Source organism: Mycoplana sp. ABR4_002, assembly GCF_056159645.1.
The window spans coordinates 1006762-1031792 of sequence record NZ_JBSWVO010000001.1; the positions used below are offsets into that span (position 1 = coordinate 1006762).

The window sequence follows — 25031 nt, forward strand, 5'->3', positions numbered from 1 at the left end:
AATCCCGGGCCGGACGAGCGGCCACCAGCAAGCGACAGGCCAATGGCAATTATCGATCATCACGAAGCAGCTGCGGGGGGCGGGGACATGATCCTCTCTGAGGCGACTGCGCGCGATTACTTCGAGCTTCTGAAGCCGCGCGTCATGTCGCTCGTTGTCTTTACGGCCCTGGCCGGCCTGGTTCTGGCCCCCGGCCACATCAATCCGGTCATCGGCCTGATCGCGATCCTCTGCATCGCCGTCGGCGCGGGCGCGTCCGGTGCGCTGAACATGTGGTACGACGCCGACATCGACGCGGTCATGTCGCGCACCGCCAAGCGTCCCATTCCCTCCGGCCGCGTGCAGCCGCGCGAGGCGCTCGCCTTCGGCCTGACGCTGTCGGCCTTTTCGGTCGTCATCCTCGGTCTTGCGGTCAACTGGCTGTCCGCCGGCCTGCTCGCCTTCACCATTTTCTTCTACGCCGTCATCTACACGATGTGGCTGAAGCGCTCGACGTCGCAGAACATCGTCATCGGCGGCGCCGCCGGCGCGTTCCCGCCGATGATCGGCTGGGCGGCGGTCACGAACGGCGTCTCCATCGAGAGCATTGTCCTGTTCCTCATCACCTTCCTCTGGACGCCGGCCCACTTCTGGGCGCTGGCCCTGTTCAAGATGCGCGACTACGAGGCGGTCGGCGTGCCGATGCTGCCGAACGTGGCGGGCGAGAAGGCGACGAAGCACCAGATCGTCATCTATGCGGTTCTGACCGCCGTGATCTCGGTGATGCCGAGCTGTCTCGGCTTTGCCAGCGTCGGCTACGGTGTCTTCGCCGCGGCCATGGGCGTCGGCTTTGTCTGGTATTCGATCGGCGTGCTGCGCATGCCCGAAGCCGACCGCGCCATGGTTCCGGCCAAGAAGCTGTTCGGCTATTCGATCCTGTACCTCTTTGCGATTTTCTCTGGCCTGATGATCGACCACGCGATCGCCGCCGCCGGATGGGCGTCTGGATGGAGCCTCTGATGGAAATGATCACCCTCAACGACAAGCAGAAGAAGTCGCGCCGCGGCCGCAACGTCGCGATCGCCGTCACACTTGGGGCGCTCGTCGTGCTCTTCTACGTCATCACGCTGGTGAAGGTCGCCGGCGGCATGGTGGGCTGAGCCATGGACGCGGACGCCAGGGAGCCCCGCAAGCGCGGCAACGCGACCATCGTCGCGGTGTGCCTGACCTTCGTCGTCGGCATGCTCGGCATGGCCTACGCGGCTGTTCCGCTCTACGAGATGTTCTGCAAGGTGACCGGCTACGGCGGCACGACCCAGCGTGTCGAGCAGGCCTCCTCGGTCATCCTCGACAAGACGATCAAGGTTCGTTTCGACGCCAACACCGGCCCCGGCCTGCCCTGGACGTTCGAACCGGTGCAGCGCGAGATCGAGCTGAAGATCGGCGAAACCGTGCAGGTCCTGTACAAGGCCCGCAACATTTCCAACGCGGAGGCGACCGGCCAGGCCACGTTCAACGTCACGCCGCAGGCGGCTGGCGCCTACTTCAACAAGGTGGAGTGCTTCTGCTTCACCGAGACGACGCTGAAGCCGGGCGAGGAGATGGAGATGCCGGTCGTCTTCTTCGTTGATCCGGCCATCGTCGGACCGGTCGAGACGAAGAACATCCACACCATCACGCTTTCCTACACCTTCTTCCCGCATGAGAAAACGAAGCCGGTGGCTTCGGCGGCGGACAAAGTCGGCGAGCAGGAAAAGAAGCTTTGAGAGACACGAGTTTCCGGCTAAGCCGGGGACGAGAACGCGATACATTCGGGGATGACTGACATGGCGAGTGCGCATCAGAAAAATCACGACTACCACATCATCGATCCGAGCCCGTGGCCGCTGCTGTCGTCGGTCGGCGCCTTCGTGCTCGCGCTCGGCGGCATCGTCTACATGCGTTACCTCGCCGGCGGCTCGCTGAAGCTGTTCGGCCTCGAGCTGGCCAACCCCTGGATCATGATCATCGGCCTGGTGATCACCCTCTATTCGATGTACGGCTGGTGGGCGGACACGATCAAGGAAGGCAACGAGGGTCACCACACCCGCGTGGTGTCGCTGCACCTGCGCTACGGCATGATCATGTTCATTGCCTCCGAGGTGATGTTCTTCGCCGCCTGGTTCTGGGCCTTCTTCGATGCCAGCCTGTTCCCGGGCGAGGCGATCCAGGCGACGCGCGCCGAGTTCACCGGCGGTGTCTGGCCGCCGAAGGGCGTCGAGGTTCTCGATCCCTGGCACCTGCCGCTCTACAACACCGTCATCCTGCTGCTGTCCGGTACCTGCGTGACCTGGGCGCACCACGCGATCCTGCACAACGATCGCAAGGGCCTGATCCAGGGGCTGACGCTGACGGTGCTGCTCGGCATCCTGTTCTCCGCCGTGCAGGCCTATGAGTACGCCCACGCTCCGTTCGCCTTCAAGGACTCGATCTACGGCGCGACGTTCTTCATGGCGACCGGTTTCCACGGCTTCCACGTCATCGTCGGCACCATCTTCCTGCTGGTCTGCCTGTTCCGCGCCATCGGCGGAGCCTTCACGCCGAAGCAGCACTTCGGCCTCGAGGCCGCCGCCTGGTACTGGCATTTCGTTGACGTCGTCTGGCTGTTCCTGTTCTTCTCCATCTACATCTGGGGTGGCTGGGGTGCGCCGGTCGCGCACTGAGGTGTCGCTGGATTTCCTACCGACGGCCGCAGCGATGCGGCCGTTTTGCATTGTGGGGACCGGGCGCTATGTCGCACGGCGGGCGTTGGACGTGCGGTGCGGTTGGGCGTACCTATAGACGGAAGACTGCGTTGCGCTGCGCTGCGAAGGTTCCCGCCGGCCGGGGCATTCGCGGTCGGGCGCGTGCGCACCGCAACTGCCGCGGAGTATGAGCATGAACGAAGACAAGGCGCTGTATCCACCCGTCGATCCGATTGCGACCGGCCTGCGGGGGCGCTGCCCGCGCTGCGGCCAGGGGCAGTTGTTCGATGGCTACCTGAAGCCGAAGGCGCGCTGCGCCGGTTGCGGCCTCGACTATTCCTTCGCCGAGGCAGGCGACGGTCCCGTCGTCTTCGTCCTGCTGATCGTCGGCTTCATCACGGTCGGCGCGGCGTTGTGGATGGAGGTATCCTACAATCCGCCGCTGTGGCTGCTCTTCGTGCTGTTCGTGCCGCTGGCGCTGGTTCTGGGGCTGGTCCTGACGCGCATGCTGAAGGGGGTGCTGATCGCGCTGCAGTACCGCAACAACGCGCGCCCCGGCGAGATCGACCGTGGCTGAGGCGATCCTGCGCCGGCGTCGGCCCGGGCGCCTGGTCATCGCGGCCGGGCTGCTGCTGGCGGCCCTGGTGGTCTTGCTGTCGCTCGGCACCTGGCAAATGCAGCGTCTGGCGTGGAAGGACAGGCTCTTGGCGGACATCGCCGAGCGCCGCGCCAAGGCGCCGGTCGCGCTCGGCGTCCTTGAGGATGCGAGGCGTGCCGGCGCGGATATCGAGTACCGCCCGGTGACGGTCAGCGGAACCTTCGACCATGCGCGCGAAAGGCACTTCCTGGCAACCTGGAAGGGAAGGTCCGGCTATCATATCTATACGCCGCTCCGGCTTGCCGACGGTCGCGCCGTCTTCGTCAACCGCGGCTTCGTGCCCTTCGAGACGAAGGAACCGGGCGAGCGCGCCGCAGGGCAGGTGGGAGGCGTGCAGGCGATCGCCGGGCTGGCCCGCGACCGGCTCGACGCCAGGCCATCGTCACTCGTGCCCGACAACGACCTCGCCAAGAACGTGTTCTACTGGAAGGATCTGGAGGCGATGGCGGCCAGCACGGGGATTGCACCGGACAGGCTCGTGCCGTTCTTCATCGATGCCGGCGACGCCCCCAATCCGGGCGGGCTTCCAGTCGGCGGGGTGACGCAGTTCGACCTGCCGAACAATCACCTGCAGTACGCGCTGACCTGGTACGGCCTGGCGCTGGCGCTGGTCGGCGTGAGCGCGGCCTATCTCTGGCGAGCGCGGCCGTCTTGATGCTTGCCGGCCTCCCACGGCTTTCATCCGCGGCCATTTGTGCTAAACGCGGGTGGTCGGCAGCGCTGCCAGGTCCATGGCCGGTCCGCTTTTCCGATCGTGTGTCTATCCCGACCCCAACATCTTCGGTAACCTACTGACATGGCTTCCACTCTCGCTCGATCACCCCTGACGATCCGTCTCTGCGGCCCGCGCGGTTTCTGCGCCGGGGTCGACCGGGCGATCCAGATCGTCGTGCTGGCGCTCAAGGCCTATGGCGCGCCGGTCTATGTCCGCCACGAGATCGTCCACAACCGCTATGTCGTCGAAGGGCTGGAGGCGAAGGGGGCGATCTTCGTCGAGGAGCTGTCGGAGATCCCCGAGGAGCACCGCGGCCAGCCGGTGGTGTTTTCCGCGCACGGCGTGCCGAAGTCGGTGCCCGCGGATGCGGTCGCGCGCAATCTTTTCTACCTCGATGCGACATGCCCGCTGGTCTCGAAGGTGCACAAGCAGGCCATGCGCCACCAGCGCCTCGGCCGCCATGTGGTGCTGATCGGTCACGCCGGCCATCCGGAGGTGATCGGCACCATGGGGCAACTGCCAGAGGGATCGGTGTCGCTGGTCGAGACCGTCGAGGACGCCGACGCCTACGTGCCGGCCGACCCCGACAATCTCGGCTTCGTCACCCAGACGACTCTGTCGGTGGACGATACCGCCGGCGTCATCGCCCGGCTGCAGGAGCGCTTCCCCAACCTGACGGCGCCGGCCGCCGACTCCATCTGCTATGCCACCACCAACCGGCAGGAGGCGGTCAAGCAGGCCGCGCCCGGTTGCGACCTGTTCCTTGTCGTCGGCGCGCCGAACTCCTCCAATTCCAAGCGCCTTGTCGAGGTCGCCCTGCGCGCGGGGGCAAAAAAATCGCTGCTCGTGCAGCGCGCGTCGGAAATCGACTGGAATGGAATCGGCGAAGTCCGTACGGTCGGCCTGTCGGCGGGCGCTTCGGCGCCGGAGGTCATCGTCGACGAAATCATAGAGGCGTTCCGCGCCCGCTACGACACGACGGTGGAGCTGGCCGACACGGTGGAAGAGACGGAAAACTTCCTCGTCAACCGCGAGCTCCGCAACATCGAGCTGACGCCGGCCGACATGGCCTTCGTCAATGGGTAACAGCAATTTGGCTTGCCTTCCGGGCCTTCGATCGTGAGCTAGAGATTTGGCAGTCTACACCGATATCAGTGAGGACGATCTCGCCCGGTTCCTCACCGAGTACGAGGCGGGCACGCTGCTCTCCTACAAGGGCATCGCTGAAGGGGTGGAGAACTCCAACTTCCTTCTGCACACCACCAAGGGCGCGTTCATCCTGACGCTCTACGAAAAGCGTGTCGACCGAAGGGACCTGCCGTTCTTTCTCGGCCTGATGCACCATCTGGCCGACCGCGGTCTCAACTGCCCGCTGCCGCTGTCGCGCAAGGACGGCGAACTCTTGGGCGAACTGTCCGGCCGTCCCGCCGCGATGATCACCTTCCTCGAGGGAACCTGGCTGCGCAAGCCGGCCGCCAAGCACTGCCGCGAGGTCGGGCGGGCGCTGGCGGAACTGCACGTTGCCGGGCAGGGCTTCGAACTCACCCGCAAGAACGCGCTCTCCGTCGACGGCTGGCGCCCGTTGTGGGAGAAGTCGGCCGAACGCGCCGACGAGGTGGAGCCCGGCCTGCAGGACGAGATCGCCGAGGAACTGGACTTCCTCGAGAGCCACTGGCCGAAGACGCTGCCGCACGGGGTCATCCACGCCGACCTGTTCCCCGACAATGTCTTCTTCATCGGCGACCAGCTGTCCGGGCTGATCGACTTTTATTTCGCCTGCAACGACTCCTATGCCTACGACGTTTCGATCTGCCTCAATGCCTGGTGCTTCGAGAAGGACGGCGCGTTCAACCTGACGAAAGGGATGGCGCTGCTTGACGGCTACGAGCAGGTGCGGCCGCTGAACGGGGCCGAGCTGAAGTCGCTGCCGCTGCTGTCGCGCGGCTCGGCGCTGCGCTTCTTCCTGACGCGCCTCTACGACTGGCTGACGACGCCGCCGGGCGCGCTGGTGGTGAAGAAGGACCCGCTCGAATACCTGCGCAAGCTGCGCTTCCACCGGCAGGTAAGAACGGCCGACGAATACGGCCTGGTGCATCGATGAAACACGTGGACATTTTTACCGACGGGGCCTGTTCGGGCAATCCGGGGCCGGGCGGCTGGGGCGCGGTGCTGCGCCACGGCGAGGTCGAAAAGGAACTCTCCGGTGGCGAGGCGGCAACGACCAACAACCGCATGGAACTGATGGCGGCCATCACCGCGCTCGACGCGCTGAAGGCGCCGTGCGAGGTCGACCTCTACACCGACTCCAAATACGTCATGGACGGCATCGAGAAGTGGATCCACGGCTGGAAGCGGAACGGCTGGAAGACCGCCGACAAGAAACCGGTGAAGAACGGCGAGCTGTGGCAGGCGCTCGACGAGGCGCGGCGACGCCACAAGGTCACCTTCCACTGGGTCAAGGGCCATGCCGGCCACCCCGAAAACGAGCGGGCCGACGAACTGGCGCGCTCGGGCATGGCGCCGTTCAAGCGCGGCTGAGCCCGGCCCGCTCCGGCCACTGGCAAATCTCTGCGTTCTGTCGTTAGATCATCGCATGCCGATGCTAGAAGGCGACGGGACGCAACAGGGGGATCTGCCGTGACCAAGACGTTTTCCGTAGGGCTGCTCGTTCTGGCGCTGACGGCGGTCTCGCTGCCGGCGCGGGCGACCGACCTCACCGTGATGACTTTCAATATCTGGGGCGGCGGCGCCAACGAGGGCAAGCCGGTCGACGAGACGGTGGCGGCGATCAAGGCGGTCAATCCGGACATCGTCGGCCTGCAGGAAACCCGGCTGGAGCCGGAGGACTGCAGCGCCGAGGCCTGTGCTGCGACCGGCGAAAGCGTGGCTGCGAGGATCGCCGAGAAGCTCGGCTACCACTACTACGACCAGAGCAAGACCAATGACGCGCTCTGGGCCAACGCGGTGCTCAGCCGCTATCCGATCGGCAGGCCGACGACGAACGATCTCGGCGTGGAGATCGACGTCGACGGCCGCAAGGTCGCCGTCTTCAACATCCACCTGACCGACTTCCCCTACCAGCCCTACCAGCTACTGAACATCGAGTACGGCAATGCGCCCTATCTGACGACGGAAGAGGAGGCGATTGCCGCTGCCCGCGCCGCACGCGGGCCGGCGCTCGATCTGCTGGAAAGCGACATGAAGGAGTTGGAGGGTGCCGAGGCGGCCTTCCTGCTCGGCGACTTCAACGAACCCTCCCACCGCGATTGGACGGCAGCGGCGGTCGCCGCGAGGCTGCAGCCGTTGGCGGTGCGCTATCCGACAACCGAGCGCATCGAGGCCACGGGCTTCGTCGATCTGTTCCGCGCCGGCAACGCGGACGTGGCGGCAAAGCCGGGCTTCACCTGGACGCCCACGAGCGAGGCGACCGCGACGGACGACCACCACGACCGCATCGACTTCACCTTCGGCAAGGCGCCGAACCTCGTCGTCGTCGAGGCCGGCATCGTCGGTGAGAAGGCGCCGGAGGCTGAGATCGTCGTGACCCCCTGGCCATCCGACCATCGCGCCAGCATGGCGAAGGTGCGGTTCTGATCCCGGGGGCAGACCCCGGGACCGGACTGTCAAAGGTCAGAGCTGCGCGATCATCGCCGCGGCGCCCGAGACCGTCGCCTGGCCGGGGCTGTCCTCGACGTTCAGCGTCTTGACCACGCCGTCCTCCACCAGCATCGAATAGCGCTTCGAGCGCAGGCCGAGACCGCCGGCCGAGAGGTCGGCGTCGAGGCCGAGCGCCTTGGTGAAGGCAGCGTTCCAGTCGGCGATGAAGCGCAGCTTGCCGGCCGCATTCGTCGCGTTCGCCCAGGCGCCCATGACGTGATGGTCGTTGACCGCGACGACGACGATGTCGTCGATGCCCTTGCCAAGTATCGCGTCGCGGTTCTCGAGGTAGCCCGGCAGGTGGTTCAGCGAGCATGTCGGCGTGAACGCGCCCGGAACGGCGAAGAGCACGACGCGCTTTCCCTTGAACAACTCACCGGTGGAAACATCCGCCGGGCCGTCCGGGGTGCGCTCCTTCAGAGTCAGGTCGGGCAGTCTCTCTCCTACGGCAATCGTCACGTTCGTTCTCCTTTTCTGCCGCGCCCGTGCCGATTGCACGGGCTGTCGGCGCGGACTATAGGGCGTGGTCAGTCGATGGCAAGCGGCGTCTCCATCGACCGCCCGCCGCTTTCGGCGGTGAACATTATGGTGGCGCCGGCAAGGCTCGCCGCCTTCGGCTTGCGCAGCAGGCGGGCGTCGACGCGATAGGTGTCGCCTTCGCGAACCGGTGCCGATGCGACGTCAAACTGGAAACCGTCCGGGCCCGAAACGAACGCCCGCAGCGGCGCGCTCATCGCCGTCTCCGGGGCGGTGAAGGTCACGGACAGCGTCTTTCCATCGTCGCCCCAGGACGCCTTCGTCACCATGAAATCCGGCGCGGGTGCCTCCGGCAGGTCGGCCTCGGCACGGGCGGCGATCGCCTGTTCCAGCCGGTTGCTGGCGGCGCTCGACGCGAGGTCGACCACGAGGTCCGCCTGCACCGGGATGCAGATGTCCTGGCACACGCCAAGGAAGACGGAGGCCGTGACCGCGCCGGCGTCGGCCGCGGCTTCATCGCGCCGCAGCGTCAGCGGAAAGACAACGGAGCGGTCGTAGCCGGTATAGCGAGAGACACCGTCGTCGAAGTGCTTCGGCACGGGGAACCGGATCGATTCCAGTTCCAGTCCAGCCGGTTGCGTGATCCGGACAGAGGGTGGAATGCCGCTCGCGCCGGGGTCGCGCCAGTAGGTCTTCCAGCCGGGCTCGAGCCGGACCTCCAGTAGTGCCGGGATCCGCCCGTCGGGTTGCTGCGGCAACACGATCAGCCGGACTCGTCCGCCCTGCGTTTCGAACCATTCCGAACTGGCCGCCGCGGCCAGGGTCGGAGCGAGGAGGAACGCGGCGAGCGCGAGAGAGACGAGGCGAAGTCTTGTCATGGAGGGAAGCTGTATCCTTCCCCCTCGGGACATTCCACTGCCGCCTCCGATTTCTTGATCATATTCTCTTGAACGACGCCCGGGACGCTCCATTTCAGATATGAGGGTTGGGTTTCTGCGGTTCGTGCACGAGCCGAGCGGCGGCGAGATGGAGCTTTTCATTTGGCCGCGAATTGATAGGCTATCTCACCATGGCGATGTCGGTTTTGGACAACAAGAAGAAAGAGCGCGGCTTCCTTGACGGTCACTTCCTGATCGCCATGCCGGGCATGCTCGACAAGAATTTCGAGCGCACCGTCGTCTATATCTGCGCCCATTCGGACGATGGCGCCATGGGGTTCGTCATCAATCGTTCCCAGCAGATGAGCTTCACCGACGTGCTCCTGCACCTGCAACTGGTCGACGAAGACCAGTCGATCCGTCTGCCGGAGCACACCGTCGAGTTTCCGATCCGCGCGGGCGGCCCCTGCGAAAGCGGCCGCGGCTTCGTGCTGCACTCGGATGACTACACCTCGGAATCCAGCATTCCCGTCAGCGACGACATCAGCCTGACGGCGACGCTCGACATCGTCCGGGCGATCTCGCGCGGGGAGGGGCCGCGACGCGGCATGCTGATGCTCGGCTATGCCGGCTGGGGGGCGGGGCAGTTGGAAAACGAGATTGCCGCGAATGGCTGGCTGACCTGCCCGGCGTCGGAAGACCTGATCTTCGACACCGCGATCGAGGACAAGTACGCCCGGGCGCTCGCCCTGATGGGCGTGACGCCGGCGATGCTGTCGATGGAAGCCGGTCACGCCTGACCCGCCTGCGGCGTCACCTTCGCACCGATAGCGGATCGGCTCGCCCGCAGCTTTGCGGCGTGATGCGCCTCACGCCCGCTTCATCAGCGGGAAGCGTTCCTTCAGCAGCCGCAGCGCCGAGTCGTAGCCGATTGGCGGCCCGAACAGGTAGCTCTGGCCGAACTCGCATCCCATCCGGCCGAGTTCGATTGCATCCTCCTCGGTTTCGATGCCTTCGGCGACGACCTGCATCTCCATCTCGCGCGCCATCGAGATCACCGAGCGCAGCAGCACCGTGCGCTTGTCGGAGCTGTCGCGCACCAGCGCCTTGTCGATCTTGATCGTGTCGAAGGGGAAGCGGGTGAGGTAGGCGAGTGAGGAATGGCCGGTACCGAAATCGTCGAGCGCCAGGCCGAGGCCTGACTCGCGCAGCTTGTCGAGCACGAGCCGAGCCTGCTCGGCGTTTTCCATCACCACCGACTCGGTCAGTTCGAATTTCAGCTTGTGCGGCTCGCAGCGCGTCTTGGAGAGGACGGCGCGCACCTCGTTGCAGAGTTCGTTGTTGAGCAGCTGGGAGCTGGAAAGGTTGACGGAGACGAAGATCGGCAGGTCGCCGGTCTGCAACTGCCAGTCCATCAGGTCGCTGGCGGCCTTGTCGAAGGCGAAGGCGCCGAGCTGGCTGATCAGGCCGGTCTGTTCGGCGACCGGGATGAACTCCTCCGGCGAGATGCTGCCGCGCTTGGGGTGCTCCCAGCGCATCAGCGCCTCGAAGCCGGCGACCTCCGCGTCCGCCAACCGCACGATCGGCTGGTAGACGAGCGACAGTTCCTTGCGCTCGATCGCGCGGCGCAGGTCCGATTCCATCTGCAGCCGGTCGGTGCCCATGGTGCGGAAGGCCGGGCGGAACGGCTCGACGCGATTGCCGCCGGCCTTCTTCGCCCGGTACATGGCGAGCTCGGCGTCGTTGAGCAGGCTGGCCGCGTCCTGCTGCGGGTCGAGCCAGGAGACGAGGCCGATAGACGCGGTCAGGATGATCTCGCGATTGGCGAAATTGATCGGAACGGTGATCGCCTGGCTCACCGCGTCGGCGAAGTCGGCCACCTTGGCCGGGTCGCGCTCCGACAAGAGGATGAGCCCGAACTGGTCGCCGGACAGCCGCGCCAGCGTGTCCTGCGGCTTGAGCAGGCGGCGCAGCCGCCGCGACAGGGCGACGAGGATGTTGTCGCCGGCGGCGATTCCGAGCGCGTCGTTGACCTGCTTGTAGCGATCGATGTCGATGGCCAGCACGGTGGGCCGCACCGCCTCGCCGGAGCCGGCGATCGATAGCACCGACTGCAGCCGGTCGAGAAACACCTGCCGGTTCGGCAGGCCGGTGAGATTGTCGTGCAGGGCATCCTGCAGCAGCCGGTCGACGGAGTTGCGCTGCTCGGTGATGTCGACGATCGTGCCGACGCAGCGGATGATCTCGCCGGTGGCGCCGAGCACGGGCCGGGCGCGGATCGCGAGCCAGTGGTAGTGCCCGTCCTCGGCGCGGACGCGGAACTGGTGGTTCAGCCGTCCGCGGCGGTGCTCGAGCAGCACGTCGAGCGTGGCGCGAAAGCGGTCGCGGTCGTCGGGATGCAGCCGCGGCAGCCAGTTGCGGGCGGGGCCGTGCATGACGCCGGGCGACAGGCCGAGCTGGGCGGAGATGTCGGGGATGGTGACGACGCGGTCGCGCGCCACGTCCCAGTCCCACACCGTGTCGCCGGAGCCGGTCAGCGCCAGCGACTGCCGCTCCAGGTCCGAGAACAGGCCCTGTTGGTAGGCGCCGCCGGCAAAGGCGTGCTGCATCACCGTGAAGCCGATCAGGAGGACGATGAGGACCAGCCCGCCGCCGAGCGCGGGCTGGATGATGTCGTTGTCGAGCCTGCCGGTCACCGTCATCCAGGCGCCGAACAGCCAGACGAGGATCAACAGCCAGGCCGGCACGAGCAGGATCGCCCGGTCGTAGCGGTTGAAGCCGAGATAGGCGATCAGGACGATGCCGGCGGAGGCGGTCAGCGCGAACGAGATCCGCGCGATGCCGGCCGCCACCGGCGGGTCGTAGATCGCGACGCCGAACAGCAGCCCGAGGCCGAGGATCCAGGCGAGCGTGGCGTAGGACAGGTGCGCGTGCCAGCGGTTGAGATTGAGGTAGGTGAAGAGGAAGACGACGAGGCCGACCGACAGCGACACCTCGGTCCCCGCGCGCCAGATCCGCTCGTCGTTGGCGGTGATGCTGATCAGCTTGGACAGGAAGCCGAAGTCGACGCAGATGTAGCCGAGCACCGCCCAGGCCAGGGCCGCCGTCGCCGGCAGCATCGAGGTCCCCTTGACGACGAACAGGATGGTCAGGAACACCGCGAGAAGCCCGGCGATGCCGAGCACGATGCCACGGTAGAGCGTGAACGCGTTGACCGTGTCCTTGTAGGCGTCCGGCTCCCAGAGATAGATCTGCGGCAGGTCGGGGGTCGCGAGCTCGGCGACGAAAGTGACAACGGAGCCGGGGTTCAGCGTGATGCGGAACACGTCCGCCTCCTCGCTTTGCTGCCGGTCGAGCGCGAAGCCTTCGCTCGGCGTGATCGACAGGATGCGTTGCGAGCCGAGGTCCGGCCAGAACATCTTCGAGCGCACCATGCGGAAATGCGGCGCGACGATGACGCGCTCGATCTGCTCCTCGGACACGTTGGCCAGCGCGAACACGGCCCAGTCGCCCTCGTGGGTCGGATTGGAGGCACGCACCTCGATGCGGCGCACGATGCCGTCGGTGCCCGGCGCGGTCGAGACCTGGAACGCTTCGCCGCGACCGGTGTAGATCTCGGTCGTCGCCGTCAGGTCGAGGGCGGTGTCGTCACGGGAAATCTGCACCGGTTCCACGGCATGCGCGGATGCCATCAGCGGCCCGACGAGCGAGAGCGCCGTCAGGAGGATAAGGGCGAGCGCCCGGCTGACGGTCAGCAGTGTCGGCGCGGAACGGAAGGTCATTGAAACGCTAGATTCCTGTCGTCTGGGGGTCTCGCACCCCTCTCTCCTGCGCGACCTGCACCCGTGGCTGGCTTCTGTCCCCCGCCAGCAGCGAATACATCACGTGGTCGCGCCACTCCCCGTTTATCTTCAAATACTCTCTCAGGTAGCCTTCGCGTTGAAAGCCGGCCTTTTCAAGGAGACGGACGCTCCTCTCGTTCTCTGGAATACAGGCTGCCTCGATGCGGTGCAACTGAAGCCCCGTAAAGATATAGGGGATCGAAAGCTTCAGCGCCGCCAGCATGTGCCCGCGGCCGGCGTGCCGTTCCCCCATCCAGTAACCGATCATGCAGCATTGAGCCGCGCCGCGGCGGATATAGCCGATGGTAAGACCGCCCAGAAGCCGCTGTTCCGGCTTGTAGAACAGGAACAGCGGAAGCGCCTGGCCGTTGGTGAACTCCTGTTCGTTGCGCAGCACGCGCGCGCGGAAGGAGCTCTCGGACAGTTCGTCGTTGCGCCAGGTTGGCTCCCAGGGTTCGAGGAAGCGTCGGCTTTCCGAACGCAGCTCGTACCACTGCCGATAGTCGGAATAGCGGGGCAGGCGAAGCAGGTGGGTTTCGTCTTCCAGCACGACGGAGTCGGACTGTCTGGACAGGAACCGAAACACCGATCGCGCCATCTATGCCTCTCCGCCGTGGCAGCCAGGAGGCTCCCGGTTCGTCCAATGACGGTCGCCTCGCCATGCCGTCGGCAAACTGTACGCCAGCGGCCGCGACCCCGTCAAACCGGGATTTAGCCGGCCGCGCGCTGGGGCGCGTTGCCGCGGGCAAGCGCGTTGACGACGTCGGCGGCGGAGGCCAGCTGGTCCAGCGGGCCGATGGCCGACAGCGTCGGCGCGGTGTCGAAGAACAGCCGGCCGGCAAGGTCGGTCAGCCGTGCCGAGTTGATGCCGGCCAGCCGCTCCATCAGTTCCTCGTTCGGGATCGGGCGGCCATAGAGCATCATCTGCCGTGCGATCTGACCGGCGCGGGCCGCAGGGCTCTCCTGGCCCATCAGCAGTTGGGCGCGGATCTGCGCGCGGGCGCGATCGATCTCCTGCTCGTCGATCCGGTCGGCGGACTTGCGCAGCTCGTCGATCAGGACGGGCATGAGTTCCGGCAGGTTCTCGCCGCCGGTGGCGGCATGGATGCCGAAGATGCCGGTGTCGGAAAAGCCCCAATGGAAGGCATAGACCGAATAACAGAGGCCGCGGTGCTCGCGCACCTCCTGGAACAGCCGCGAGGACATCCCGCCGCCGAGGATGTTGGCGAGGATCTGCGAGCAGTAGAAGTCGCGCGCGTGGTAGGCCTTGCCCTCGAAGCCGAGCAGCAACTGCGCGTCCATCAGATCGCGCGTCTGGCGCACGTCGCCGCCGGTGTAGCGGGCAGCTTCGAGAACCGGCGTGGCCGAGGGTGTTTGCGGCAGGCGGGCGAAGCGTCTCTCCGCGTCGCGCACGAACGCGTCGTGGTCGACGGCGCCGGCGGCAACCACGAACATCCGGTCGGTGGTGTAGTTGCGGCCGAGATAGGCGCGAATCTGGTCGGGCCGGAAGGACAGCACGGTCTGCGGCGTGCCGAGGATGGCGCGGCCGATCGTCTGATCGCGATAGGCGACTTCCGAGAACCTGTCGAAGACGACATCGTCGGGCGTGTCGTTGGCCGCGCCGATCTCCTGCAGGATGACGTGCTTTTCGCGATTGAGTTCGTCCTCGTCGAAGACCGATTCCGTCAGGATGTCGGCGAGGATGTCGATCGCCAGCGGGACGTGGTCCTTCAGCACGCGGGCGTAGTAGGAGGTCGTTTCGGTCGACGTCGCGGCGTTGACCTCGCCGCCGACGTTTTCGATCTCCTCCGCGATCTGCCGCGCCGAGCGGCGGGCGGTGCCCTTGAAGGCCATGTGCTCGAGCAGGTGGGCGATGCCGTGTTCGTCGGTCGTTTCGTTCCGCGAGCCCGACTTGATCCATACGCCAAGGGCGACGCTTTCGAGATGCGGCATGTTCTCGGTGACGACCGTCAGGCCCGACGGCAGCCTGGTGCACTCAACTTTCATTTTCCGACTTTCTGCGATCGCTAACCCCGAATGCGGGAGTGCTCGCCGATGAAGGCTTCCACAATGCCAAGTTCCGGATCCAGGATTTCGAACCGCTCCTCCCTTTGCATCATGCCAGCAAGCCACGACGGAAGCGCCGGGTCAATACCGCTGGCCGATTTTACGGCGGCGGGGAACTTGGCGGGGTGGGCGGTCGCCAGCGTCACCATCGGGCTCGCCGGGCGGGTGTGCTTCGCTGCGACGAAGACGCCGGTGGCCGTGTGCGGATCGAGAAGATACCCGGTCCTTTCAAGTGTTTCGGCAATCGTCTTGGCCACCTGCTTCTGCGTGGCGCGACCGGCGCGGAACTCCTTGCGGATCGCCTTCAGCGCCTTGTCGCCGATGCTGAAGGAACCGGACTGCGTCAGGCCCGCCATCAGCGAGCGGATCTCCGCCGGGTCGCGCCCGCAGGCCTCGAACAGCAGGCGCTCGAAGTTGGAGGAGATCTGGATGTCCATCGACGGCGAGCTGGTGGCGACGACCGCGCGCATCTCGTAGCGGCCGGTCTTCAGCGCGCGGGCAAGGATGTCGTTGTCGTTGGTGGCAATCACCAGCCGATCGATCGGCAGGCCCATGCGCTTGGCGACGAAACCGGCGAAGATGTCGCCGAAGTTGCCGGTCGGCACGGTATACGAGACCTTCCGGTCGGGCGCGCCGAGCGCGATGGCGCTGGTGAAGTAGTAGACGATCTGGGCCATGATGCGCGCCCAGTTGATCGAGTTGACCCCGGACAGCTGCATCCGGTCGCGAAAGGCCTTGTCGTTGAACATCGCCTTCACGAGGCTCTGGCAATCGTCGAAATTGCCCTTCACCGCGATCGCATGGACGTTGTTCGCGCTCGAGGTGGTCATCTGCCGCTGTTGCACCGGCGAGACCTTGCCGTGCGGGAACAGGATGAAGATATCGGTGCGCTCGCGACCGGCAAAGGCATCGATTGCAGCGCCGCCGGTGTCGCCGGAGGTGGCGCCGACGATCGTCGCGCGCTGGCCGCGCGTCGCCAGCACGTGGTCCATCAGCCGCGCCAGCAGTTGCATCGCCACGTCCTTGAAGGCGAGCGTCGTGCCGTGGAACAGCTCGAGGATGAAGTCGTTCGCGCCGGTCTGCACCATCGGCGCGATGGCGGGGTGGCGGAAGGTGGCATAGGCCTCATCGATCATCGCCTGCAGGGTCTTGTCGTCGATCTCCCGGCCGACGAAGGGCGACAGAACGGCGAAGGCGACCTCCTGATAGCTCATGCCGCGCATCGCCCGGATCTGCTTCTTCGTGAAGGTCGGCCATTCCTGCGGCACGTAGAGGCCGCCGTCGCTGGCAAGGCCGGCGAGCAGCGCGTCGCAGAATCCGAGGGAAGGGGCCTCGCCCCGCGTCGAAATGTACTTCACGTCATCATCCCTGAAAATTGAACCGAAGACTGGTGCGAAGGAGCGCTCGTGTGCAGGAGGCCATGTCGGCTCGGGGCGCGGTCACGAAACTTCCTTCCGGTTCGGCGGCGATGGTTGCCGCCTCGTGAGAGACTGGTCCGGGTCCCGCGGGGGTGCCCGGTTCTGCTTGCGGCAAGCGATGGCACGCCATGTCCTTCGCCGTTGCGTCTCCGTCCTGCGAGCGGATACAGCAAAAAGTGGAAGGTCTGCGCTGGACAATCGATTTTTCGCCGCACCGCTGCTATAGAGCATCCGCGAGGGTCTAGAAAGGCCCGTTTTTTGTGTGTCGAAGCAGGCACGTTGGTCCGAATGCAGGGGTAAGACATACGTGATTGGTAAGATTGGCCGCCGCCTTCTGGGCATTTCCCTTCTCGCCGTCCTCGCCGGCTGCAGCCAGACGGACAAGGGTGCCGGTCTCGGCGCCAGCTCCGGCGCGCAGCAGGCCTCGGCCCAGCAGCCGGTGATCCAGGGCGCCTGCCCGCAGGTCTATCTGCGCGACGGCACCGCGGTACACCGCGCCTATGCCAAGGGCGCCAAGGACGATCCGCAGCAGGTGCTTTATCAGGCGACCCTGGCCGCGACCACGCGCCAGTGCGTGCAGACCGCGGATTCGTTGAAGGTCACCGTCATGGCGCAGGGCCGGGTCGTCTCCGGGCCGGCCGGTTCGGCGGGAACGGTCAGTCTGCCGATCCGGGTGGCGGCGACGGACGGCGACAGCACGCTCTATTCGACGCTGACGAAGTTCAATGTCGACATTCCGTCGGCGGGCACCGCCCAGTATGTCTTCACCGATGCAAACGTCGTCATCCCCGGCGGCGCCGGCTCCTTCGCCAAGATCTACGTCGGCTTCGACGAAGGCCCCTACGACACGCGCTGACGAGCCGCCTTCGCCCCGCGGCGGCCCCTTGCCGCCCGCCCCGTTCTGTGGAACGAAGGGGCGGGGGAGTGGCAGGTGAAGACAGGCATCATCGTCAATCCGGTCTCCGGGCGAGGGGCGACCGGCAGGCTGCGGGCGCTCGCGGCCTTTTCCAGGCATTTTCCGGCGGCGGAGATCCGCGAGACCAAGGGGCCAGGCGAGGCGGCCGCGATCGCGCGCGCCTTCGCCGATGGTGGCGCCGAACTGGTGATCGCCGCCGGCGGCGACGGCACCATCAGTGATGCGGCAGAGGGAATCCTGTCCTCGAGCCGGCCGCACGTCTGCCTCGCCTTCGTACCGGTCGGAACGGGGAGCGATTTCGCCCGCAATTTCGCGATTCCGGCCGACATGGACGAGAGGCTGCGGGCGATCGCCACGGCCGAGATCCGGACCGTCGATGTCGGCCGGCTCGAGTGCCGGTCGCCCGACGGGCGGACGATCCGCCGTCATTTCGTCAATGTCGCCAGCCTCGGCGTCTCCGGGCCGACCGCGTCGGCGGTCAACGAGAGCCGGCGCGGTGCGATCGGCGGCAAGGCGCTGTTTCTCTTCCACTCGATCCGCGCGATGCTGCGCTATCGCTTCCAGGAGGTCGTGCTGCAGCTCGACGACGGGCAGGACGTGCGCGAACGCATCCTGCTCGTGGCGGTGGCGAACGGCGGCTGGTTCGGCGGCGGGATGCGGATTGCGCCCGGGGCGTCGATCGACGACGGGCTGCTCGAGGTCGTCGCCATCCGTGCGGCCTGGAAGCCGCGGCTGCTTGCGCTGATGAACACCGTCTACTCCGGCCGGCACCTCGGCCGGCCGATGGTCTGGAGCCGAAGCGTGCGATCGCTTACGGTCCTGCCCTCGGGCGGGGAGCCTGCCAATCGGGCGATGGTGGAGTGCGACGGCGAGACGCCCGGCGTGCTGCCGCTGCGGATCGAGGTGATCCCCGCCGGCCTGTCGCTGAAGATGCCGCGCTAGCCGCGCCGGCGGTTCAGATCGCTTCCTGCCACTCGGCCAGTGCGGCGATAACGCCCGGCAGGTCGCTCATGCGCGAGATCACCGTCTCCGCGCCCGCGTCCGTCAGCCGGTCGGCATGCGAGGGATAGGTATGCGAAGCGCCGGTGAAGCCGACGACGCGCATGCCCGCCGCGCGCGCGCCGTGGATGCCGTGCACCGAATCCTCAATCACCAGCGCCCGCGCCGGATCGGCGCCGAACTGCTGGGCCGCGTGCAGGAAGATGTCCGGCTTCGGCTTGACGCGATCCGGGCCGAGGTTCTTGGCGGAGAAGATGTGCGGTGTGAAAACCTCCTTCAGCCCAACCTTCGTCAGCATCATGTCGAGCCGGTGCGAGGCCGAGTTGGAGCAGATGCAATAGGGCCGTCGCAGCCGCGACAGCGCCAGCTTCACGCCGTCAATGATCGTGACCTCGCTCGCGAGCCGGGCGTCGAGGAGCTTCTCGGACTTTTCCAGCAGCGAGGCCGACAGCGGGATCGAGGCCTCGCGCTCGATCGTCAGCAGGATGTTCTGCCAGGTCATGCCGGCGAAGCGCTCGCCCATTTCCTCGACGCCGATCGGATAGCCCGCCTCGGTCAGGAGCCGGGATTCCACTTCGGCGGCGATGATCTCGGAATCGACCAGAACGCCGTCGCAATCGAAGATGATGAGGTCGAAACCATCCATATCTGCTTTTCCTTGAAGGAGGGCATGGCGACGCCGGCAACTGGGGCGGACGCATTGGGCTCGGGGCCATGTATACGATCGGGCCGCAAAGCTCAACCTCGGCCGTCATTGGGCTATCGACAGGGACGGACGGGCCCTCTATCACTAGGCCATGGCAAACAGTCAGGGCAACAGGCACCCCCGCGGCGTTCGCCGTGCCGGTGCGACGATCCTTTCCGTGGGGAAGCGGCCGTGACCGTGCGGCTGCGGCCACACCATCTGCTCTGCATGCTGACCTTCGTCGGCAGGGGCTACAACGCCGCCTTCGTCGCAAACTACAAGGCCCTGGCCGGTCGTCTGTCGGCCGGCGAGGACATCGAGGTGGTCGAGGGCCCGGACGACATCTGCGCACCGCTGCTTTCCGACCCCGATCCCCTTTGCGATCCCCACTGTCACGGCGAGGGCGTGGCGCTGCGCGACCGGCAGGCCGCCGAGGCCCTGGCGGATCTGATCGGTGGTCCGGTCGGCCCCGCGCTCACCATCGTGCCGGATGGCGCCCTGCTCGAGCGGCTGCGCGCCGCCTTCCGGGCCGGCCAGGTGCGGGCGGCCTGCGGTGGATGCCAGTGGTCCGGCCTCTGCACCCGCGTGGCCGAGCACGGCTTTCCCGACGTGCTGGTCGGGGCGGCCCCTGTCACGGGCGAACCCGGCGAGCCTCGGGGAGCGGGAACAGCTCGAAGAAGGCGCGCTCGCCCGCCGGCGTGAAATGGATCGCACGGCTGTCGGCGGTTCGCCGCGCCCAGCCCTTGGCGGTGAAATGCGCCAGCAGCGCCTCGCCGAGCGAGCCTGCAAGGTGCGAGCGGCGTTCGCTCCAGTCGAGGCAGGTGCGGCAGACCGGCCGCCGCTGGCTCTTCAGCGCCGGGATGTCGATGCCGATACCGGCCATTTTCGCTTCGCCCGCCGCCGTCAGCGCCACGTCGTCGCCATCGAGTTCGACATGGCCGTCGGCCACCAGGCGGTCGAACATCCGCACGCCGAAATCGCCGGCAAGATGATTGTAGCAGACGCGCGCCTTGCGAAGCGCCGGCTCCCTGGGACCCGGCCGGGACCGCAGCAGGCCCCGGGTCGCGGCAAACCCCATCAGCCCCTCGAGCAGCAGCCCGACCTCGTCGTCGGCCAGCGCGAAATAGCGATGGCGTCCCTGCTTGCGCTGGCTGACGAGCCCGCCGGCTTCGAGCTTCGCCAGGTGCGAACTTGCCGTCGGCAGCGTGACGCCGGCCACCCCCGCCAGCTCCGTGGCCGTCAGCGCGCGGCCGCCCATCAGCGCGGTCAGCATGTTGGCACGGGCGGGGTCGCCGATGAGCGCGCCGATCTGGGCGATGTCCGGACCTTCCTTCATGGTTCGATCGTAGTCGAAGCATAGGCGCCGCGCAATATGGCATCCCTGTGCCGTCGGCAACATCGGGAGAGCCCCATGATCACCTGCTTCATCCGCTACGAGATCGATCCGTTCAAGAAGGACGCGTTCGCCGCCTATGCCCGCGCCTGGGGGCAGGCGATCCCGCGCAACGGCGCCGACCTCATCGGCTATTTCGGCCCGCACGAGGGGTCGGCGACGACGGCCTATGGCGTCTACAACATCGAGAGCCTGGCCGCGTACGAGGCCTACCGGGCCCGGCTGGCATCCGATCCGCTCGGCGCGGAGAATTATCGCCTGGCCGGACAGGAGCGGTTCATCCTGAGGGAGGACCGGCTGTTCCTGAAGAACCTCTCGGCGCCGCACGCCGTAACGGTGACGCCATGATCGCCGTGATCTTCGAGGTGGCACCGGCGCCCGGCCGGCGCGACGTCTACCTCAATCTTGCCGCCGGCCTGAACGCCCGCCTCGGCGAGATCGACGGCTTCCTGTCGATCGAGCGGTTCGAAAGCCTTTCGGTGCGGGGAAAGATCCTGTCGCTGTCGTTCTGGCGCGACGAGGAAGCGGTCAGGGCCTGACGCAACGGCGTCGAGCACCGCGCTGCACAACAGGCCGGCCGCGGCGGTGTTTTCGCCGACTATCGCCTGCGCGTCGTCTCGGTCCTGCGCGACTACGGCATGTTCGACCGGGACGAGGCGCCGCAGGACAGCCGCGCGGTGCATGACGTTCGAACCTAGGCGGCGCGCCGATTGCCGCTGGCGGCATGCCGCCGGTAGAGCGACAATGGACGCCCGGCCCGGTGGGCAGGGATTGCAGGGAGAGCGTCGGTTGCGGACTTCTTGGAAAGCCTTCACCCTTCGGTAACCATCTTCGGTAACCATAGGGGCCAGCAAGTTCGTATCCGCGTCAGCGTATCAGCGAGTATCTCATGCCCCATGTTCTTTCGCTTGCCGAAGCCCGTTCGGTCCGTGCCAATGGCTGGATCGACACGATCATCAAGGGCGACTGCGTCGCCGCCCTCGAGGCCTTGCCCGACCAGTCGGTCGACGTGATCTTCGCCGATCCGCCCTACAATCTCCAACTCGGCGGCACGCTGCACCGGCCCGACCAGTCGCTGGTCGACGCCGTCGACGACGAATGGGACCAGTTCGCCTCGTTCGAGGCCTACGACGCCTTCACCCGCGCCTGGCTGCTCGCCTGCCGCCGCGTGCTCAAGCCGAACGGCACGATCTGGGTGATCGGCTCCTACCACAACATCTTCCGCGTCGGCGCCACGCTGCAGGATCTGAACTTCTGGATCCTCAACGACGTCGTCTGGCGCAAGACCAACCCGATGCCGAATTTCAAGGGGCGGCGCTTCCAGAACGCGCACGAGACGATGATCTGGGCCAGCCGAGACCCGAAGGCGAAGGGCTATACCTTCAACTACGATGCGATGAAGGCTGCCAATGACGACGTGCAGATGCGCTCCGACTGGCTGTTCCCGATCTGCTCCGGCGGCGAGCGCCTGAAGGATGCCGACGGCAAGAAGATCCATCCGACGCAGAAGCCGGAGGCGCTGCTCGCCCGCGTCATCATGGCCTCGACCAGGCCGGGTGACGTCGTGCTCGACCCCTTCTTCGGCTCCGGCACGACCGGCGCGGTCGCCAAGCGCCTTGGCCGCCACTTCGTCGGCATCGAGCGCGAGCAGGACTATATCGACGCGGCGCTTGCCCGCATTCAGGCGGTCGAGCCGCTCGGCAAGCAGACGCTGACGGTCATGAGCGGCAAGAAGGCCGAGCCGCGCGTCGCCTTCAACACGCTGATCGAAAGCGGCCTGATCGCCCCCGGCACGGTGCTGACCGATGCCAAGCGCCGCTACAGTGCGATCGTGCGTGCCGACGGCACGCTCGCCGCCGGCGCCGACGCAGGCTCGATCCATCGGGTCGGAGCCAGGGTCCAGGGCCTTGACGCCTGCAACGGCTGGACCTTCTGGCACTATGCCGAGGGTCAGGAACTGAAGCCGATCGACGCGCTCCGCGCCGTCATCCGCCGAGACATGGCCAAGCTCGACTAGAGCTGGTCCGAAGCAAGGCATGCCTCCTGTCGCGACCTCCGGCGCTCCCTGCGCCGGGGGGCGCGGCAGTTGAGGGGCGTACCTCAACCGCTGGCGGCATTCGCCCAAAACTGAGCAACGTTCAGATTGTACGCGCCAGCCGGGCCGCACCGCCGGACGCAGACGTGGACAAAGCCGCAAGCCTATGATCTCATTGAGAATGCACATGCGAGCATACTGATGCCGGCCACGCCAGCGCGTGGCGGCAAGCCCTGAGGCGCTGGATAGCGTTGTACCGTGTCAGTGGGAGGCGATCATGAGGCATATCGACAGCAGGCATCTCGATCAGGACCAGGCCAAGCACGTCTGGGACGTTGCGGAATATTGCCGCAAGGCCGGCATTCACCGCGCGGAGGAGAAGCGATTGATCAAGATCCTGGGTCGTTTCGCATCCGTTCACGAATTGCAAATGAACATCAACCGTCCCAACAACCGCTCACGCGTCTAGCCAGGCGCGCGAGTGCCCCTCACCAGCCCGACCCCGGGCTGCATTTCCCAGTTTCCGGTCGAGAACGTCGATGCTGCGCGCCGTGCCGATGCGCCCTGCAAGCAGTTGCGAATATTGGCCAAATTCGAACTTGGGGTGGGTTCTGTTCAAGGGCTGTTAACCGTCCGGGTCCTATGGTGCCGTCAACCGATGCAGCGGGCTCCCTGAACCGGCTGCAACGCGACCCGCCTCCGGTTTAGTTCCTTCAGTCCCGGGCAGGCGCGAACGCCCGAAGCCGTCACCGGCTTCGGGCGTTTCCTTTTGCGCCGGGCCTGCAATTCAGACGGCGATGCCGTGCACGGCAAGGTCATCCCGCAGCTTGCCGGCATCGACGAACAGCACCGCGTTCCAGCCGGCCGCGCGGGCACCCTCGACGTTCTTTTCGCTGTCGTCGATGAAGAGCGTGTGCGCCGGGTCGAGGGCGAAGTCGCGTGCGTGCTTCTGGTAGATCGCAAGGTCCGGCTTGATCAGCCCGATTTCGCCCGACACCGTGACGCCGCGCGGCGTGTTCAGGAACGGGTAGAGCCTGCGCGCCTCGCTGAAGGTGTCGGCGGCGAAGTTGGTCAGCATGGTGACGTCGTGGCCACCGGCGACCAGTCCTTCCATTACCGCGACGCTGTCGGTGTAGGCGTGCGAGACCATTTCGTGCCAGCACTTGCGGAAGGCGAGGATGTTTGCCTGGTGCTGCGGGAACTGGTCGATCAGGAGCGCCTCGGCGTCCTCCCATTTGCGGCCGCGATCCTGTTCGAGGTTCCAGTCATGGGTGCAGACATTGGCGAAGAACCAGCTGCGCTCGGCTTCGTCCGGGATCAGGCGCGAGAAGGGGATCTGCGGATCGTAGTGGATTAGCACGCGCCCGATGTCGAAGACGATGTGGCGGATGTTGCGGCTCATGGGATACTTGCCTTTTCTGTTGGGAGCGCGCGCGACTGCAACGCCTGCGGCAGCGCCTGCTGGATGACCTTCTTCATGACGCTGGGCAGCGCCTGCTCGCCCAGCGTTTCGTTCGGTTCCCACCATCCCGGCCCGTCCGCCGCGGCGCGGCCGACCGTGGCGCGGAAGACCGTCAGGCGGAGCTCGAAATGCGTGAAGACGTGGACGACGGTGCCGCAGCTCTGCCAGGCCGCGGAAAAAGGTGCAGCCTGCGCATCGGTCGCGCCGTCTCGACGGGCGGTCCAGCCGCTGTTCGGGACCTCGGTCATGCCGCCAAGCAGGCCATGGCCGGGTCGCTTGCGCAGGAACACCGCACCGCCTTCGTCGCTGGCGACGAAGGCCGCGCCGAGCCGCACCGGCTTGTCCTTCCGCGCCGCCTTGACCGGGAAGCGCTCGGGATCGTCGCCGGCGAGCGCGCGGCAGTCCGCGTTCAGCGGACAGAGCGCGCAGGCCGGGCGCTTCGGCGTGCAGATGGTCGCACCGAGATCCATCATCGCCTGGGCGAAATCGCCGGGCCGGCGGGCGGGCGTCATCGCCGCCACCAGCGCGCGCATCTGTGCCTTGGCGCCGGGCAGGGGGGCATCGACGGCATGGAACCGCGAGATCACCCGCTCGACATTGCCGTCGAGCACCGCCGCCGGCCGGTCGAAGGCGATTGCGGCGATCGCCGCGGCCGTGTAGTCGCCGATCCCCGGCAGCGCCTTCAGCCCGTCCTCGGTGTCGGGGAAGCGGCCGTCATGGGCGAAGGCGACGGTCTCGGCGCATTTCTTCAGGTTGCGGGCGCGGGCATAGTAGCCGAGCCCGGCCCAGGCCTTCATCACGTCCTCGGTGTCGGCGCCGGCAAGGGCGGTCACCGTCGGCCAGGTTGCGGTGAAACGGGCGAAATAGGCCTTCACCGCCTGCACGGTCGTCTGCTGCAGCATGACCTCCGACAGCCATACGCGATAGGGATCGGGCCGGATGCCGCGCGCCGCCATGGTCGGCGATACGCGCCAGGGCAGGTCGCGATGGTGCCGGTCGTACCAGGCGAGCACCTGGCTGGACGGGTCTGCCGCTCTGTGCGCTTTCGTCATGATTTGCCTGGATGCGGTAAGGATGCGTATAACTGGCCGAGCAAGGCCCTTTCTTCAAGGCATTTTTTGCCGGAG

At 66.5% G+C, this 25031-nt stretch carries 27 protein-coding genes and 1 pseudogene; 18 read left to right on the forward strand and 10 right to left on the reverse strand.

The features are described 5' to 3' along the window. Nucleotides 1-42 precede the first annotated feature (42 nt). From ACXAGF_RS04765 to ACXAGF_RS04810, 10 genes are all read left to right on the forward strand, one after another. Nucleotides 43-999, forward strand: coding sequence for a heme o synthase (locus ACXAGF_RS04765; RefSeq protein ID WP_475014885.1), 957 nt, complete (start codon nucleotides 43-45; stop codon nucleotides 997-999). Further along, entirely contained in the window at nucleotides 999-1139 is a 141-nt protein-coding gene (locus ACXAGF_RS04770) for a hypothetical protein (protein ID WP_475014887.1), read from the forward strand. The genes ACXAGF_RS04765 and ACXAGF_RS04770 overlap by 1 nt, the downstream gene beginning before the upstream one ends. A 3-nt stretch (nucleotides 1140-1142) precedes the next feature. Continuing rightward, complete coding sequence (locus tag ACXAGF_RS04775; protein WP_475014889.1) at nucleotides 1143-1745, forward strand: cytochrome c oxidase assembly protein; 603 nt, start codon at nucleotides 1143-1145, stop codon at nucleotides 1743-1745. 60 nt (nucleotides 1746-1805) lie between these two features. Then, nucleotides 1806-2681: a cytochrome c oxidase subunit 3 gene (locus ACXAGF_RS04780; protein ID WP_475014890.1), complete on the forward strand. Its 876-nt coding sequence runs from the start codon at nucleotides 1806-1808 to the stop codon at nucleotides 2679-2681. A gap of 214 nt (nucleotides 2682-2895) precedes the next feature. Further along, nucleotides 2896-3279, forward strand: coding sequence for a DUF983 domain-containing protein (locus ACXAGF_RS04785; RefSeq protein ID WP_475014892.1), 384 nt, complete (start codon nucleotides 2896-2898; stop codon nucleotides 3277-3279). After that, entirely contained in the window at nucleotides 3272-4015 is a 744-nt protein-coding gene (locus tag ACXAGF_RS04790; RefSeq protein WP_475014893.1) for an SURF1 family protein, read from the forward strand. Before ACXAGF_RS04785 ends, ACXAGF_RS04790 begins: the two co-directional genes overlap by 8 nt. A 141-nt stretch (nucleotides 4016-4156) precedes the next feature. Further along, on the forward strand, nucleotides 4157-5161 hold the full coding sequence (ispH, locus tag ACXAGF_RS04795) for a 4-hydroxy-3-methylbut-2-enyl diphosphate reductase (RefSeq protein WP_475014894.1): 1005 nt from the start codon (nucleotides 4157-4159) through the stop codon (nucleotides 5159-5161). Nucleotides 5162-5207: 46 nt separating this feature from the next. Continuing rightward, nucleotides 5208-6176 carry a homoserine kinase gene (locus tag ACXAGF_RS04800; protein ID WP_475014896.1) on the forward strand — a complete coding sequence of 323 codons (969 nt, stop codon included), beginning with the start codon at nucleotides 5208-5210 and terminating at the stop codon, nucleotides 6174-6176. After that, nucleotides 6173-6613 (forward strand): ribonuclease HI, encoded by a 441-nt coding sequence (gene rnhA, locus ACXAGF_RS04805; protein WP_475014898.1) that lies wholly within the window; start codon nucleotides 6173-6175, stop codon nucleotides 6611-6613. Before ACXAGF_RS04800 ends, rnhA begins: the two co-directional genes overlap by 4 nt. Before the next feature lie 99 nt (nucleotides 6614-6712). Next, on the forward strand, nucleotides 6713-7669 hold the full coding sequence (locus ACXAGF_RS04810; protein WP_475014900.1) for an endonuclease/exonuclease/phosphatase family protein: 957 nt from the start codon (nucleotides 6713-6715) through the stop codon (nucleotides 7667-7669). Between the two features lie 36 nt (nucleotides 7670-7705). On the opposite strand, the gene ACXAGF_RS04815 is transcribed toward ACXAGF_RS04810, so the two are convergent. Both ACXAGF_RS04815 and ACXAGF_RS04820 read right to left on the reverse strand, forming a co-directional pair. Next, complete coding sequence (locus ACXAGF_RS04815) at nucleotides 7706-8191, reverse strand: redoxin family protein (protein WP_475014902.1); 486 nt, start codon at nucleotides 8189-8191, stop codon at nucleotides 7706-7708. 68 nt (nucleotides 8192-8259) lie between these two features. Further along, nucleotides 8260-9087, reverse strand: coding sequence for a protein-disulfide reductase DsbD domain-containing protein (locus ACXAGF_RS04820; RefSeq protein ID WP_475014904.1), 828 nt, complete (start codon nucleotides 9085-9087; stop codon nucleotides 8260-8262). A gap of 191 nt (nucleotides 9088-9278) precedes the next feature. On the opposite strand from ACXAGF_RS04820, the gene ACXAGF_RS04825 reads away from it, so the two are divergent. Further along, nucleotides 9279-9887 carry a YqgE/AlgH family protein gene (locus ACXAGF_RS04825; protein ID WP_475014906.1) on the forward strand — a complete coding sequence of 203 codons (609 nt, stop codon included), beginning with the start codon at nucleotides 9279-9281 and terminating at the stop codon, nucleotides 9885-9887. Nucleotides 9888-9956: 69 nt separating this feature from the next. On the opposite strand, the gene ACXAGF_RS04830 is transcribed toward ACXAGF_RS04825, so the two are convergent. The 4 genes from ACXAGF_RS04830 to thrC all read right to left on the reverse strand — a co-directional run bounded on the left by ACXAGF_RS04830 (nucleotide 9957) and on the right by thrC (nucleotide 16354). Beyond that, nucleotides 9957-12869 (reverse strand): EAL domain-containing protein, encoded by a 2913-nt coding sequence (locus ACXAGF_RS04830; RefSeq protein WP_475014908.1) that lies wholly within the window; start codon nucleotides 12867-12869, stop codon nucleotides 9957-9959. Between the two features lie 7 nt (nucleotides 12870-12876). Beyond that, a complete protein-coding gene (locus tag ACXAGF_RS04835) occupies nucleotides 12877-13527 on the reverse strand; it encodes a GNAT family N-acetyltransferase (protein WP_475014910.1) in 651 nt (216 codons plus the stop codon). Between the two features lie 113 nt (nucleotides 13528-13640). Next, nucleotides 13641-14936 carry a M16 family metallopeptidase gene (locus ACXAGF_RS04840; RefSeq protein ID WP_475014912.1) on the reverse strand — a complete coding sequence of 432 codons (1296 nt, stop codon included), beginning with the start codon at nucleotides 14934-14936 and terminating at the stop codon, nucleotides 13641-13643. A gap of 20 nt (nucleotides 14937-14956) precedes the next feature. Further along, nucleotides 14957-16354, reverse strand: coding sequence for a threonine synthase (thrC, locus tag ACXAGF_RS04845; RefSeq protein WP_475014915.1), 1398 nt, complete (start codon nucleotides 16352-16354; stop codon nucleotides 14957-14959). Between the two features lie 367 nt (nucleotides 16355-16721). On the opposite strand from thrC, the gene ACXAGF_RS04850 reads away from it, so the two are divergent. Then, nucleotides 16722-17270 (forward strand): hypothetical protein, encoded by a 549-nt coding sequence (locus ACXAGF_RS04850; protein WP_475014916.1) that lies wholly within the window; start codon nucleotides 16722-16724, stop codon nucleotides 17268-17270. Nucleotides 17271-17345: 75 nt separating this feature from the next. Next, nucleotides 17346-18272, forward strand: coding sequence for a diacylglycerol/lipid kinase family protein (locus tag ACXAGF_RS04855; RefSeq protein WP_475014917.1), 927 nt, complete (start codon nucleotides 17346-17348; stop codon nucleotides 18270-18272). A 13-nt stretch (nucleotides 18273-18285) separates the two neighbouring features. On the opposite strand, the gene ACXAGF_RS04860 is transcribed toward ACXAGF_RS04855, so the two are convergent. After that, nucleotides 18286-18975 carry an HAD family hydrolase gene (locus ACXAGF_RS04860; RefSeq protein ID WP_475014919.1) on the reverse strand — a complete coding sequence of 230 codons (690 nt, stop codon included), beginning with the start codon at nucleotides 18973-18975 and terminating at the stop codon, nucleotides 18286-18288. Nucleotides 18976-19206: 231 nt separating this feature from the next. On the opposite strand from ACXAGF_RS04860, the gene ACXAGF_RS04865 reads away from it, so the two are divergent. Then, entirely contained in the window at nucleotides 19207-19716 is a 510-nt protein-coding gene (locus tag ACXAGF_RS04865; RefSeq protein WP_475014921.1) for a DUF1284 domain-containing protein, read from the forward strand. Here ACXAGF_RS04865 and ACXAGF_RS04870 read toward each other — a convergent pair. Then, nucleotides 19646-20350 (reverse strand): ArsR/SmtB family transcription factor, encoded by a 705-nt coding sequence (locus tag ACXAGF_RS04870; protein ID WP_475014922.1) that lies wholly within the window; start codon nucleotides 20348-20350, stop codon nucleotides 19646-19648. The two genes, ACXAGF_RS04865 and ACXAGF_RS04870, sit on opposite strands and share 71 nt — an antisense overlap. Nucleotides 20351-20425: 75 nt before the next feature. On the opposite strand from ACXAGF_RS04870, the gene ACXAGF_RS04875 reads away from it, so the two are divergent. From ACXAGF_RS04875 to ACXAGF_RS04890, 4 genes and pseudogenes are all read left to right on the forward strand, one after another. Next, nucleotides 20426-20755: an NIPSNAP family protein gene (locus tag ACXAGF_RS04875; RefSeq protein ID WP_475014924.1), complete on the forward strand. Its 330-nt coding sequence runs from the start codon at nucleotides 20426-20428 to the stop codon at nucleotides 20753-20755. Next, nucleotides 20752-21105: pseudogene (locus tag ACXAGF_RS04880) on the forward strand (antibiotic biosynthesis monooxygenase family protein). Before ACXAGF_RS04875 ends, ACXAGF_RS04880 begins: the two are co-directional and overlap by 4 nt. 191 nt (nucleotides 21106-21296) lie before the next feature. After that, entirely contained in the window at nucleotides 21297-22424 is a 1128-nt protein-coding gene (locus tag ACXAGF_RS04885; protein ID WP_475014926.1) for a DNA methyltransferase, read from the forward strand. Nucleotides 22425-22719: 295 nt separating this feature from the next. Next, nucleotides 22720-22911 carry a hypothetical protein gene (locus tag ACXAGF_RS04890; RefSeq protein WP_475014928.1) on the forward strand — a complete coding sequence of 64 codons (192 nt, stop codon included), beginning with the start codon at nucleotides 22720-22722 and terminating at the stop codon, nucleotides 22909-22911. Between the two features lie 318 nt (nucleotides 22912-23229). Here the strand turns inward: ACXAGF_RS04890 and ACXAGF_RS04895 are convergent, their stop codons facing one another. Both ACXAGF_RS04895 and mutY read right to left on the reverse strand, forming a co-directional pair. Beyond that, the gene (locus ACXAGF_RS04895; protein WP_475014929.1) at nucleotides 23230-23844 is read right to left on the reverse strand and encodes an HAD family hydrolase; all 615 of its coding nucleotides are present in this window, start codon (nucleotides 23842-23844) and stop codon (nucleotides 23230-23232) included. Beyond that, nucleotides 23841-24956: an A/G-specific adenine glycosylase gene (mutY, locus tag ACXAGF_RS04900; RefSeq protein ID WP_475014931.1), complete on the reverse strand. Its 1116-nt coding sequence runs from the start codon at nucleotides 24954-24956 to the stop codon at nucleotides 23841-23843. The genes ACXAGF_RS04895 and mutY overlap by 4 nt, the downstream gene beginning before the upstream one ends. Between the last annotated feature and the right edge of the window lie 75 nt (nucleotides 24957-25031).

Bases quoted from the DNA above. Each gene is read 5' to 3' on its own strand.
- ACXAGF_RS04765 (WP_475014885.1), top strand. From the start codon at position 43: ATGGCAATTATCGATCATCACGAAGCAGCTGCGGGGGGCGGGGACATG.
- ACXAGF_RS04770 (WP_475014887.1), top strand. From the start codon at position 999: ATGGAAATGATCACCCTCAACGACAAGCAGAAGAAGTCGCGCCGCGGC.
- ACXAGF_RS04775 (WP_475014889.1), top strand. From the start codon at position 1,143: ATGGACGCGGACGCCAGGGAGCCCCGCAAGCGCGGCAACGCGACCATC.
- ACXAGF_RS04780 (WP_475014890.1), top strand. From the start codon at position 1,806: ATGGCGAGTGCGCATCAGAAAAATCACGACTACCACATCATCGATCCG.
- ACXAGF_RS04785 (WP_475014892.1), top strand. From the start codon at position 2,896: ATGAACGAAGACAAGGCGCTGTATCCACCCGTCGATCCGATTGCGACC.
- ispH (WP_475014894.1), top strand. From the start codon at position 4,157: ATGGCTTCCACTCTCGCTCGATCACCCCTGACGATCCGTCTCTGCGGC.
- rnhA (WP_475014898.1), top strand. From the start codon at position 6,173: ATGAAACACGTGGACATTTTTACCGACGGGGCCTGTTCGGGCAATCCG.
- ACXAGF_RS04820 (WP_475014904.1), bottom strand. From the start codon at position 9,087: ATGACAAGACTTCGCCTCGTCTCTCTCGCGCTCGCCGCGTTCCTCCTC.
- ACXAGF_RS04825 (WP_475014906.1), top strand. From the start codon at position 9,279: ATGGCGATGTCGGTTTTGGACAACAAGAAGAAAGAGCGCGGCTTCCTT.
- ACXAGF_RS04830 (WP_475014908.1), bottom strand. From the start codon at position 12,869: ATGACCTTCCGTTCCGCGCCGACACTGCTGACCGTCAGCCGGGCGCTC.
- ACXAGF_RS04835 (WP_475014910.1), bottom strand. From the start codon at position 13,527: ATGGCGCGATCGGTGTTTCGGTTCCTGTCCAGACAGTCCGACTCCGTC.
- ACXAGF_RS04840 (WP_475014912.1), bottom strand. From the start codon at position 14,936: ATGAAAGTTGAGTGCACCAGGCTGCCGTCGGGCCTGACGGTCGTCACC.
- ACXAGF_RS04860 (WP_475014919.1), bottom strand. From the start codon at position 18,975: ATGGATGGTTTCGACCTCATCATCTTCGATTGCGACGGCGTTCTGGTC.
- ACXAGF_RS04870 (WP_475014922.1), bottom strand. From the start codon at position 20,350: ATGAAGGAAGGTCCGGACATCGCCCAGATCGGCGCGCTCATCGGCGAC.
- ACXAGF_RS04875 (WP_475014924.1), top strand. From the start codon at position 20,426: ATGATCACCTGCTTCATCCGCTACGAGATCGATCCGTTCAAGAAGGAC.
- ACXAGF_RS04885 (WP_475014926.1), top strand. From the start codon at position 21,297: ATGCCCCATGTTCTTTCGCTTGCCGAAGCCCGTTCGGTCCGTGCCAAT.
- ACXAGF_RS04890 (WP_475014928.1), top strand. From the start codon at position 22,720: ATGAGGCATATCGACAGCAGGCATCTCGATCAGGACCAGGCCAAGCAC.
- ACXAGF_RS04895 (WP_475014929.1), bottom strand. From the start codon at position 23,844: ATGAGCCGCAACATCCGCCACATCGTCTTCGACATCGGGCGCGTGCTA.
- mutY (WP_475014931.1), bottom strand. From the start codon at position 24,956: ATGACGAAAGCGCACAGAGCGGCAGACCCGTCCAGCCAGGTGCTCGCC.